An 11,214-nucleotide genomic window follows, 5' to 3' on the forward strand; every position below is an offset into this window, starting at 1 on the left:
GTCATGATGACCCGGTGCCCACCACCACCGACCCGGCCGTCGAGCGCCGTCGCGAGCAACGCGCCTGGTACGTCTACGACTGGGCCAACAGCGCCTTCCTGACCACCACGCTCACCGTGCTGCTGGGCCCCTACCTCACGGTGCTGGCCAAGCGGGACGCCTGCCCGGGGCAGGACACCGACCTGGCCTGCCGCACCGACCTGCACGTGCTCGGCCTCCCGATCGCCCCCGGGTCGCTCTCCCTCTACGTGGTCACCTTCGCCACGCTGACCTCGGCGCTGGTCCTGCCCCTGGTCGGCGCCCTGGCCGACCGCACCGGACGCAAGCGCGTGATGCTCGCCGCCTTCGCCTGGACCGGTTCGGCGGCCGGTGCCTCGATGGTCTTCCTGACCGGGGACAACTGGGAGCTGGGGGTGGCGCTGCAGCTGGTCGCCACCCTGGCGTTCGCCTGCGGCATCGTGGTCTACGACTCACTGCTGATCGACGTGGCCGGCCCGGACGAGCGCGACCGGGTCTCCAGCCGGGGCTGGGCGGTGGGCTACGTGGGCGGCACCGTGCTGCTGGTGGTCAACCTGGTCACGGTCAGCGCCCACGACGCGATCGGCCTGAGCACCGAGGGGGCCGTTCGCCTGAACCTGCTGCTGGCCGGCCTGTGGTGGGGCGGTTTCACCGTGGTGCCGTTCCTGCGGCTGCACGACCGGCCGCCGGTCGACCCGGTCGTCACCAGCGGTGTCAGCCTGACCCGCAGCTCGTTCGGCCAGCTCCTGCACACCCTGCGGCACCTGCGCGGCTACCCGCAGACCCTGGCTTTTTTGATCGCCTACCTGGTGTTCAACGACGGCATCCAGACCGTCATCTACGCCTCCGGCATCTACGCCCAGGAGCAGCTCGGCCTGGACTCCGACCAGCTCATCCTGGCCATTCTGATCGTGCAGTTCGTGGCCGTCGGCGGCGCCCTGTCGTTCGGCCGGGTGGCGGCCCGGATCGGCGCCTACCGCACCGTGCTGGGCAGCCTGGGCCTGTGGTGCGGGGTGATCGGCGTGGGCTACTTCCTGCCCTACGGCGAGTTCCTGCCCTTCGCCGGCCTGGCCGCGCTGATCGGGCTCACCCTGGGCGGCACCCAGGCGCTGTCCCGCTCGCTCTACAGCCACCTGATCCCCCGCGGCCGGGAGGCCGAGTACTTCAGCCTCTACGCCGCCTGCGAGCGCGGCACCAGCTGGCTCGGCACGCTGGCCTTCGGCCTCACCTTCCAGCTGACCGGGTCCTACCGTTACGCCATCATCGTGCTGATCGCCTTCTTCACGGTGGGCGCCGTCCTGCTCAGTCGGGTGAATGTCGGCAAGGGAATCACCCAGGCCGGGAACCCGGTACCCGCAGTCATCTGAGGTGACGGATCGCGGAGTAGTCACTCTGGGCGACGGCCCACTGACTACATGCTGAGATATTTCCGCCAACCTCTATCTCGATGGAATAACGCTCTGTACGCTCTGGTTGACGCATTGAGTCGTCCGGTGATCGGGCGGGAGCGGGCAACGACGCCACATCACAGGAACATCTCGCCGGAGGTCGGCGTTGTGCGCTTGTGAGACTGGCCGTCAGTCGCGGAGGGAGCCGTCATGGGTGAGCGGAGCATGCGCGGGACGCGCCTTGGAGCCTCGAGTCTGGAGAGCGAGTCGGGTATTCAGCCGGCCGCCCGCCAGGACATCAGATACCACTGCAAGAACGGGCATTCCATCGTCGTTCCGATGTCGATGGAAGCAGATGTGCCCCCGCTCTGGGAGTGCCGTTGCGGCGAGTTCGCCCTGCGCGAAGACGCCGAACTGCCGGAGCCGAAGGCCACCAAGCCGGCCCGTACGCACTGGGACATGCTGATGGAACGGCGCACCACGGCCGAACTGGAGACGCTGCTGGAAGAGCGACTGGCGCTGCTGCGCTCCGGTCGGTTCAGCGGGCGCCGTTCGGCATAACGCGCGCGAAGCGCCAAGAGACGAGCAGAGCCCGGTTCTCTCCATCCGGAGAGGCCGGGCTTTCTCGTGTCCCTGTGACCTCCGGTGCCCGGTTCAGGCGCGGTTCAGGGGCTGATTGAGGACGTGGGTGAGCGCGCGGGGTGGCGAGGCCCACCACCCGGCGCGGCCGGCTTCGGGTCGGTCAGCCCCGCTTGTCGTCGTCCACGACCTCGCCCTCGACCACGTCGCTGCGCCCGAAACCGGGGCCGAACCGCTGCTGGCCCGGGGTACCCGCCCCGGGCGGGAACTGCGCTCCCGGCGGGAACTGCGGGCCCCGCACGAAGGCCGTGCGCACCGAGACCTGGTCGGCCGCGGCCCGGCGCAGGAAACGCTCCACCGGTTTGCGGGCCAGCGGCCGGGTGAACGGCAGCAGCAACAGCAGGGCCACCGCGTCGGTGACGAAGCCGGGAACGATCAGCAGCACCCCGGCCAGCATCAGGACCGCGGCGTCGGCCAGGTCACGGCTGGGGGGTCTGCCGGTGCTGGCCGCCTCCCGCACCGCCCGCCAGGCCGAACGCCCCTGGCTGCGCAGCACCAGCATGCCGATGCCGGAACCGAGCACGAGCAGGGCGAACACCGCCAGGCCGCCGATGGCTTGGCCCACCTGGATCGCCACGAACAACTCCACCAGCGGCAGCAGCAACGCCGCCGCCAGCACCCACCTCAGCCGGCCGGGTCGTCGCCCCGGCCGGTCTCCAGCTCCCTGTCCACCTGGCTGTCCACCCGGCTGTCCACCTCGCTGTCCGCCGGGCTGCCCGGGCCGGGCGTACGCTCCGCCGCCCGTCGGGCCTGCCTGCTGACCTGGGTGGTCCGGTACCGGACGCCCCATCGGGTCACTCGCCACAACGCCTCCACCACGATCGCCTGGTCCATCTTGCTCGTACCGTGCTCTCGTTCAACGAACGTGATGGGCACTTCGTCCACGCGCAGACCCCGCCGGATCGCGCGCATCGTCAGATCGACCTGGAAGCAGTAACCCTGCGAGTCCACGTCGTCCAGGTCGATCTTCTCCAGGGTGGTCCGGCGGAACGCCCGGAACCCCGCGGTCGAGTCCTTGACGTGCAGGTTCAGGGCCAGGGCGACGTAGGTGTTGGCGCCCTTGCTGAGCAGCTGGCGGCGTTTGGGCCAGTTCACCGAGCTGCCGCCGGGCACGTACCGTGAGCCGATCGCCAGGTCGGCCCCGGCGTCGATCCGGTCGAGCAGGTCGGGCAGCTGCTCCGGCGGGTGCGAGCCGTCGGCGTCCATCTCCACGATCACGTCGTAGCCGTGCTCCAGGCCCCAGTGGAACCCGGCGATGTAGGCCGCGCCCAGGCCCTGCTTGCCCTCGCGGTGCAGCACGTGCACGTTCGGGTCGCCCGCGGCCAGCTCGTCGGCCAGCCGGCCGGTGCCGTCGGGGCTGTTGTCGTCGGCGACCAGGACGTGCGCATCGGGCTCCGCGGCGCGCAGGCGCCGCAGGATCAGAGGCAGATTCTCGAGCTCGTTGTACGTCGGGATGATCACCAGTACCCGGCCGGACCGGGCCTGCGTCGTCATGCGGTGAGGTACACCCTTCTCAGCTGGTCTGCCGGTCACGACGGGCCCGCACCCGGCGGGTGATCGGGGCACCGATCAGCAACGCCAGGGCGAGCGCGGTCAGTGTCCACTCCGGCCACTCGCCCACCCAGGTGGCGATCGTCTGCTCGGTCCGCAGCGGGACCGTGGCCTCGAGCACTTCCTGGGTGTAGTGACCGGAGCGTTCCGCGACCGTTCCGTCGGGAAGAATGATGCCACTGACCCCGACCGTGCTGATGTTCACCACCGTGCGGCCGGACTCGATGGCCCGCAGCCGCGACTGGGCCAGCTGCTGCACGCTCTCGTCGGTGTAGCCGAACGTGGCGTTGTTGGTCTGCACCGCCAGCATGGTCGCCCCGGCCCGCACCGACTCGCGCACCAGGCCGTCGTAGGCCACCTCGAAGCAGATCACGTCGCCGACCCGGATCTGGTCGTTCACGCCCATCCGCATCACCCCGACCGGGTTCTCGCGCAGCTCGTCGCCGGAGACGAAGTCGCGCTTGACCAGGTCGACCTTCTTGCTGAAGACCCGGAAGAAGTCGCGGTAGGGGATGTACTCGGCGAACGGCGCCGGGTGCCGCTTCACGTAGGTGCTGTCGTCGCCGGTGCCGGCCCCCTGGCCGGGCCGCCAGACGATGCCGGTGTTGGAGACCCGGTCGCCCGGGCCCTGCACGACCGCACCGATCAGGATCGGCACCCCGATCGCGTCGGTGGCGGCGCTGATCTCGGCGGCCGCGTCGGCGTTGATGTACGGGTCGATGTCGCTGGCGTTCTCCGGCCAGAGCACCACGTCGGGCTGTTGCGCCTCACCGGCCCTGACCCGCTCGGCCAGGTCGAGGGTGGCCTTCACGTGGTTGTCGAGCACGGCCCGGCGCTGGGCGTTGAAGTCGAGGCCGATGCGCGGCACGTTGCCCTGCACGGCGGCGACCCGGGTGGTGCTGTCGCCCTCGGTGGGCAGCGGGATCAGCGCGCCCACGGCCATCACGGCCAGCGCGGCGAGCAGACCGAGCCCGGCCTGGCGGGAGGCGGCCCGGGCCTGCCAGACCCTGACCACCACCCAGGCCAGCAGGGTGCCGGAGACGGCCACGGCGAACGAGACCAGCGGGGCGCCGCCGACCGAGGCCAGGGCCGCGGTGGGGGCGTCGGACTGGGAGAAGGCGAGCCGGCCCCAGGGGAAACCACCGAACGGCCAGCGGCCACGCACCGCCTCCTGCCCGACCCAGAGGCCGCCGGAGGCCAGCAGCAGACCGGCCAGGCCACCGCGCGCCCGCCAGACCAGCGGCAGCAGGGCCCCCATGGCCGCCACGTACAGCGCCTCGACCACGCTCAGCGCGATCCACGGGAAGGCGCCGACGAAGATGCCGATCCACGGGATCAGGCGCAGGAAGAACACCGCGCCGAAGACCAGGCCCAGGAGCGCACCGAACTTCTTGCTCACGCCGTTGGTGGCGATCGCCAGGCCGGCCACGCCGACCGGGGCCAGGGGCCACAGGTCGATGCCGGGGAAGGCCAGGTAGAGCACGAAGCCGGAGGCGGCCGCGAGGGCGACCCGGCCCCAGGCCAGGCGACCGCTCGAGGTGGTGAAGGAGGCCTTCAGGCCCTGGAGACGGGACCGCTTCGACGCCGGGGCGATGTCGGCCGGTTCCGCCTCCCGGCTGGTGATGCTGCCGGTGCCGGGCGGAACCACGGCCGAATCGCTCATCGGGCAAGAGTACGCCGAGCGTGCCGACGCCCTGAACGGGCGCTGGCCGGACGCGGACCGCCTGGCGTGACGGCCGATCCGGACCAGCGGAACGAACGAGACCCCCGTGGTCGCTCTCCGCCGGCAGGTGCCCGGCCGGGAACGCGTCACCCTTCGGACCGCCGCTGCCCGAGCTGGATGCCCGGACAACACCGTTGTCTACTGAGCGACGCGGACCCGGCCGACGTCCCTGGCAATCACCGATTTCTCAACGATCGCGCCGTCGAGGCTAGTGAACTCCGGGCCTGGCGACAATTCGGGGCCCTGACCTGCGGCGATGCACCATCCACGCAGGTCAGCGAGTTACTGCAGGGACGCCGGAGCAGATCGTCCGAACGGACAGTTTCCGTCAGTCACGGCGTATCCACCTAAAGTAATTACACGGGTGAGATTCTCGTCTCCCCACCCGGCTCAGGGGACCACGACCGTCCCTCGGGCCCGGACCGCCACCATCGGCTCGATGAGGACCTCGGCCGCCGAGGCGACCAGATCGGGCCGCCCGCGGCACACCACCAGGGCCACGAAGTCGATCTCCCGCGAACGCCGGCCCACCCGGACCACGGTCCCGGTCGCCTCCACCACGTCCCCGCCACGGATCTCGTTCAGGAACTGGACGTCGGAGTAGGACGCGAAGAGACCCTCGTCACCGTCGGTCCGGATGCAGATCTCGGTGGCCACGTCACCGAAGAGCCCCAGGGCGAACGCCCCGTCCACCAGATTGCCCGCGTAGTGCGCCTGCACCGCCGCCACGTACCGCTTGTGCACGACCCGGAGGCCGAGCCGGGGATCCACCTGCGTCACCGTGTTCTCCTTCGTCAGACCAGAGCGTGCGCGAGGTACGAGGCCACCTCGGACGGGGTGGTGCCCCGCCCGAAGATCCGGTCCACCCCGAGGGCCTGGGCCGCTCCCTCGTCGAACCGCGGCCCGCCGGCGACCAGCAGCGGACGGCGCCCGGCCGGGTAGGCCTCGGAGAAGGCGGCGGCGACCTCCCGGGTGGTGGTCAGGTGTGCCTCCTTCTGGGTGACCACCTGCGAGATCAGCACCGCGTCGGCCTTCTCCTGCTGGGCCCGCTCGACCAGCTGCGGCACCGCGACCTGCGCCCCCAGGTTCACCACCCGCATCTCCCGGTAGTACTCCAGGCCCTTCTCGCCGGCGAAGCCCTTGATGTTGAGGATCGCGTCGATGCCCACGGTGTGCGCGTCGGTGCCCACGCAGGCGCCCAGAACGACCAGCTTGCGCCGCAGTCCGCGGCGGATCCCGGCATTCACCTCCTTCGGCGAGAGCAGCGGGTACTCCCGCTCGGCCACCTTCACCGCGCCCACGTCGACCAGGTGCCGCACCGGCCCGTAGACCACGAAGAACGTGTGGTCGGCACCGACCGCCTTGGAGTGCACCACCATGGCCGGGTCGATCCCCATCGAACCGGCCAGCTGGGCCGCCGCCCCCTCGGCCTGCTTCCCGGCCGGCAGCGGCAGGGTGAACGAGACCTGGACCATGCCGTCACCGGTGGTGTCGCCGTAGGGTCGGACCAGCTTCTTCTCGGTCGTGTTGTCCGTCTTGCCGACTGGCTCGCTCACTGTGCCCCCTCCAACGCTTCGCTCGCCGGATTGAGGTAGCCCTCGGCCCGTTCCACCACCCCGTCCAGACCCCGCCCAGCGTCTGCAGGCCTGCGCATCCCCGCAAAGGTGCCGTCGGCAATGGCCGCCAGCAGACCCTCGTCCACAATTCTTTCCAGCAACTCGACCGCCTCACCCAGCACGTGCCGCGCCCGCGTCGCGATGAAACCGTCTGGCGGCGGGTTGAAGTCCTCGGTAAGCCCGTCGCAGGCGTCGAGCACGTACCGCACGTTGTCGAGGGCCAGGTCCCGGTCGGAGAGCCAGGGCGTGACCACGGCCTCGGTCATCATGCCGACCAGCAGAATGCCTTGCCCGGTCAGCGCTCCGGCGAGATTGAAGAAGCCGTTGAGCAGGTAGCCGCGGAACACGTCGCCGGTCATGTGCCGGGTCGGAGGCATCCATTTCAGCGGCGCCGTGGGAAAGAGCGTGCGCGCCAGCAGAGCATGCGCCAGCTCGAGCCGGAACGACTGCGGCAGCGCCGGATCGATCTCGAACGCGTGCCCCAGCCCCATCAGTTCTTCCGGCAGCCCGGCCTCTTTCGCGAAGTACTCGTTCAGCAGCTGGGAGACCGTGACGGTGTGCGCCGCCTCGACCGCGTCGGCGGTGGTGAGGTAGTTGTCCTCGCCGGTGTTGATGACAATGCCTGCGCGGGCGTGGATCTGGCGGCTGAAACGCTGGTCCACCAAGGTGCGTACCGGGTTGATGTCCCGAAACAGGATGCCGTACATGGAATCGTTCAGCATCATGTCCAGGCGTTCCATCCCGGCCAGGGCGGCGATCTCGGGCATGCACAGGCCCGACGCGTAGTTCGTCAGGCGCACGTAACGGCCCAGCTCCCGGCTGACTTCGTCGAGGGCGGCCCGCATCAGCCGGAAGTTCTCACCAGTGGCATAGGTGCCGGCATACCCCTCGCGGGTGGCCCCCTCGGGGACGTAGTCGAGCAGACTCTGCCCGGTGGAACGGATCACCGCGATCACGTCGGCACCCGCCCGGGCCGCGGCACACGCCTGCGGAATGTCCTCATAGATGTCGCCGGTGGCCACGATCAGGTAGATCCACGGCCTCCTCGGCGCATCCCCCAGCTTCCTGACCAGCCGCTCACGTTGCTTCCGGCTGGCGTCGATCCGCCGGATTCCCTGCCCGACAGCCTTTCTCGCCGCAGACCGGGCTCGCACCAGATCGCGCCCGGCCGGGATCCGGAACCCTCCCCCACCGGTCGCCGCCTTCTGCGCCAGCGTGAGCAGATCCGGCGCCTGCCCCCGGACCAGCGCGTCCCACACCGGCAGGGCGACGCCGTGCTCCAGGCCCACCTCGTTGCGCACCGCATCGACCAGCCGGTTCACCCAGGGCACCCGCTCCGCGTCGGCCCCCTCCAGCCCGGCCAGCCGCACGGTGGCGCGCTCGACCGAGACCGTGGTGTGCGAGGTGGCCAGCTGCACGATCGGGCGGCCGGCCTTCCGAGCCAGAGCACGCGCGCGCCTTACCTGCGCCGGATCCAGATGAATCAACGCACTCTGAGCTGATTTCACGAAAGAAGTGTCGCATCAGGCGCCTAATTCAGGAAGACTTCCGGTTCAGTTTCGCTGCTGGTCCCCCTCGGCCAGCGCCGCCAGAGTGCGCAGCTGCTTGCGCATCATCACCAGGTCTCCCCACTCGAGCAGGAACCGGCGCACGTTTCCCAGCGGTCCCGGGGCACTGCCCGCCCGGAGCACCGCCAGGAGACGACTGCCCTCACCCCGCGCGCTGACGTGGTACGTGATCGCCACGTCTCCGAACACCCGCGCCGGACCTGGGTCCATCTGCAGGGTCATCTCCTGATCCGGCCGGAAACTGGCGAGGGTGAAGACGCTCGCGACCCGCTGCCCCACCTCCAGATCCCAGCACCACGGCAGCACCTCCCGAGGGCTGCGACGGCCCCGGTTGTCGATCAGGTCGTAGCTGTACGGGGCCGCCCGCAGCTGAGTGAGCCTGCGAAAGGTGGTGACGACGTCGGCCTGCGCGTCCACCGCCCGGGTCAGCCGGCTGGGGGCCTCGGGCATCAACTCGTCACAGGCGTAGGTGGCCTGGCGTTCGGCCGCGGTGGTGTTCCAGTGCTCAGCTACGGTCACGCGATACCTCCACCAATTGAGGAACAGGCTCCCCTTGGCCCAGTTCCTGACCAAGCACCGCGAGAGGCTTCGGAGACGTGGCCGCCCCCGCCTCCTTGAGGCCGGGCGACGTCCAGGCCATGAGAACGGCCGGGTCTCCCGCTTGCACTCGCAGATGCGCCCCGGCCGGGCGCCGAGCGGCCCGGAGCCCGCCGAGGGTGTGGCCCTCAATGGCCGCCCGGACACTCAGACGCTGACTCTCGTTGTGGTGCCGCAGTGCCGCACGTACGCCTTCCCACGGCGCGAACGGGGTCACCGGGCTGTCTGAGCCGAAGGCAAGGGTGACGCCGGCGGATTGCAGATCGCCGAAGGGGTTCATCGCCAGCGCCCGCGCCTTGCCCAGCCGCACCGCGTACATCTGCTCGGCGCCGCCCCAGAAGGCGTCGAAAGCGGGCTGGACACTGGCGATCACCTGCAGCTCGGCCAGCAGCCCCACGTCACTGCCGCCGATCCCCTCCACGTGCTCCAGCCGATGCCGGGCCACCCGCAACACCTCTGGCCCGAGCAGTTCCGCCGCCTGCCTCAGCCCCTTCAGCAGTTCGGAGACCGCGCCGTCACCGATCACGTGAAAGCCGCCCTGAACCCCAGCTCTCGAGCAGGCCACGAGGTGATCGCGGACCTCGGCGGCATCGGCGTACAGATGCCCGCGGTGCCCATGGGCGTCTTCGTAGTCGTCGCAGAGCCCGGCCGTACGCGACCCGAACGAGCCGTCCATCATCAGGTCTCCGGCCAGCCCGGCCAGACGCCCGCCGAACCGGTCGAGCACCGCCCGGGCCGCTGCCTCGTCACCCGCCAGTTCGCCGCGATAGGCCACGATCTCGGGCAGGCCCGACCCGGTTCCCAGGTCGAGCAGAGCCAGCAGGTCCTCGTCGGGCGCGATGTGTGGCGCGGACATCTCGTGCACCTGGGTAATTCCCTGAGCCGCAGCATGGCGCAACGCCCGGTGCTGGAGCTCGCTGCGCTCGGCCGCCGGGAGCTGGAAACGGGTGGCCAGCCGCGCCGCATGGTGCGCGTCCCGCTCCACCCGTCCGCTCTCGTCCCAACCCTCGAGCCCGCGCAGACCGGCTCGCTCGGCCAGGCGGCCGGAGACCACGGCCGAATGCACATCCACTCGGGACAGGTAGACCACCGCACCGCCGCCGGCCCGGTCCAGCTCCTGCGCCGTGGGCGGACGCCCCTCAGCCAGCTTCAGCTCGTCCCAGCCGTGCCCCAGCACCTGTCGCCCCGGACCGGCCTTGGCCAGATCGGCGACCGCGTCGAGGATCTGACCCACCGTGCGGGCCTGTGAACAGTCCACTCCGGCCAGGAGCAACCCGGTCTCGGTGACGTGCGCGTGGGCGTCGACGAACCCGGGCAGCAGAAGGGCACCGTCCAGATCCACCTCTTCCGGTGCCCCGGCTCCGGCCTCGGACCGGGCTGATGTGTCGGGCCTCACCTCGACGACGCGGCCGCCGTCGACGAGCACCGACCATCGGTGGGGCTCACTGATTGAAGACGGGGTGCCCGGCTCGGGCAGGAGGGCGCGGCGGTAGAGGGTGGGGCTCACAGTTCGTCAGTCTGGCGTACCGCTTCTCTGGGAAGAAGGCACCAGTTCCAGAACCTGCGCCGGGGAATCGGCCTCGTAGACGTTCCGGATCAGGTCGAGCTCGTCGAGACCGGAGTCGACCAGGGCGTCGGCCAGGTCGGGCAGGCTGGGCCGGTCGCCGAAGCGGTGGTGGAGAAGCGCGGTGAAGACCCAGGCCGCAGCCTCCTCCTGGTCGTCCTCGAAGAACTGGGCGATCTCGGTCACGCTGAAATGCACGCCGCTACGGACCGCCTCGATGATCAGGGCGACGTCGGACGGGGCCCCGGCTCGCTCGGCCACCTGCACGAGGATGTCTGAGGCCAGACCACAGGAGCGGGCCCAGAGGACGAGTGGGGTCACGTCGGTCCCGCTGCCGAACCTGTGCAGTAGTAGGGCTTCGAAGGACTGATCCGCCAGGTGGGCCGGCGTGCTGCCGGCGGGCTCCTGGTCGGCTGTGGCCGTGGTCTCGGGTGCAGTCAGGGTTACGTCGGCTCGCATGGCACACCGCCTCTCGATCTGGATTTTCCGATCTCTGTACGAGAGTCCCGCTTCGTTCGGAATTCTGTCAAATCGGTGGATGCCGGGCTGC

11 protein-coding genes are annotated in these 11,214 nt (G+C 70.2%); 2 read left to right on the forward strand and 9 right to left on the reverse strand.

What is annotated here, in order from left to right; translation table 11 throughout:
* Positions 1 to 14: 14 nt before the first annotated feature.
* Positions 15 to 1,385 (forward strand): MFS transporter, encoded by a 1,371-nt coding sequence (locus LWF15_RS34620; protein WP_232815232.1) that lies wholly within the window; start codon positions 15 to 17, stop codon positions 1,383 to 1,385.
* A gap of 231 nt (positions 1,386 to 1,616) precedes the next feature.
* Positions 1,617 to 1,967, forward strand: a complete 351-nt coding sequence (locus tag LWF15_RS34625; protein WP_232815233.1) for an RNA polymerase-binding protein RbpA — start codon at positions 1,617 to 1,619, stop codon at positions 1,965 to 1,967.
* A 181-nt stretch (positions 1,968 to 2,148) separates the two neighbouring features.
* Here LWF15_RS34625 and LWF15_RS34630 read toward each other — a convergent pair whose 3' ends face one another.
* The 9 genes from LWF15_RS34630 to LWF15_RS34670 form a co-directional block, all read right to left on the reverse strand.
* On the reverse strand, positions 2,149 to 2,664 hold the full coding sequence (locus LWF15_RS34630) for an FxsA family protein (RefSeq protein WP_232815234.1): 516 nt from the start codon (positions 2,662 to 2,664) through the stop codon (positions 2,149 to 2,151).
* A 5-nt stretch (positions 2,665 to 2,669) separates the two neighbouring features.
* Positions 2,670 to 3,539, reverse strand: a complete 870-nt coding sequence (locus LWF15_RS34635; RefSeq protein WP_232815235.1) for a polyprenol monophosphomannose synthase — start codon at positions 3,537 to 3,539, stop codon at positions 2,670 to 2,672.
* Between the two features lie 19 nt (positions 3,540 to 3,558).
* A complete protein-coding gene (lnt, locus tag LWF15_RS34640; protein WP_232815236.1) occupies positions 3,559 to 5,259 on the reverse strand; it encodes an apolipoprotein N-acyltransferase in 1,701 nt (566 codons plus the stop codon).
* A 450-nt stretch (positions 5,260 to 5,709) separates the two neighbouring features.
* Positions 5,710 to 6,090, reverse strand: a complete 381-nt coding sequence (kal, locus tag LWF15_RS34645) for a 3-aminobutyryl-CoA ammonia lyase (RefSeq protein WP_408624628.1) — start codon at positions 6,088 to 6,090, stop codon at positions 5,710 to 5,712.
* Between the two features lie 23 nt (positions 6,091 to 6,113).
* Positions 6,114 to 6,875, reverse strand: a complete 762-nt coding sequence (gene kamE, locus LWF15_RS34650) for a lysine 5,6-aminomutase subunit beta (protein ID WP_232815238.1) — start codon at positions 6,873 to 6,875, stop codon at positions 6,114 to 6,116.
* The gene (gene kamD, locus LWF15_RS34655) at positions 6,872 to 8,443 is read right to left on the reverse strand and encodes a lysine 5,6-aminomutase subunit alpha (RefSeq protein ID WP_232815239.1); all 1,572 of its coding nucleotides are present in this window, start codon (positions 8,441 to 8,443) and stop codon (positions 6,872 to 6,874) included. Before kamD ends, kamE begins: the two co-directional genes overlap by 4 nt.
* 45 nt (positions 8,444 to 8,488) lie before the next feature.
* Positions 8,489 to 9,022 carry a hypothetical protein gene (locus LWF15_RS34660; RefSeq protein ID WP_232815240.1) on the reverse strand — a complete coding sequence of 178 codons (534 nt, stop codon included), beginning with the start codon at positions 9,020 to 9,022 and terminating at the stop codon, positions 8,489 to 8,491.
* Positions 9,009 to 10,607: an amidohydrolase gene (locus LWF15_RS34665; RefSeq protein ID WP_232815241.1), complete on the reverse strand. Its 1,599-nt coding sequence runs from the start codon at positions 10,605 to 10,607 to the stop codon at positions 9,009 to 9,011. The genes LWF15_RS34660 and LWF15_RS34665 overlap by 14 nt, the downstream gene beginning before the upstream one ends.
* A 6-nt stretch (positions 10,608 to 10,613) precedes the next feature.
* On the reverse strand, positions 10,614 to 11,123 hold the full coding sequence (locus LWF15_RS34670) for a hypothetical protein (RefSeq protein ID WP_232815242.1): 510 nt from the start codon (positions 11,121 to 11,123) through the stop codon (positions 10,614 to 10,616).
* Positions 11,124 to 11,214: the final 91 nt, after the last annotated feature.

The organism is Kineosporia rhizophila (assembly GCF_021277265.1).
Lineage (GTDB): Bacteria > Actinomycetota > Actinomycetes > Actinomycetales > Kineosporiaceae > Kineosporia > Kineosporia rhizophila.

What these genes read in the sequence shown, in the direction of transcription:
- LWF15_RS34670 (WP_232815242.1), bottom strand. Translation starts at nt 11,123, where the DNA reads ATGCGAGCCGACGTAACCCTGACTGCACCCGAGACCACGGCCACAGCC.
- LWF15_RS34625 (WP_232815233.1), top strand. Translation starts at nt 1,617, where the DNA reads ATGGGTGAGCGGAGCATGCGCGGGACGCGCCTTGGAGCCTCGAGTCTG.
- LWF15_RS34635 (WP_232815235.1), bottom strand. Translation starts at nt 3,539, where the DNA reads ATGACGACGCAGGCCCGGTCCGGCCGGGTACTGGTGATCATCCCGACG.
- lnt (WP_232815236.1), bottom strand. Translation starts at nt 5,259, where the DNA reads ATGAGCGATTCGGCCGTGGTTCCGCCCGGCACCGGCAGCATCACCAGC.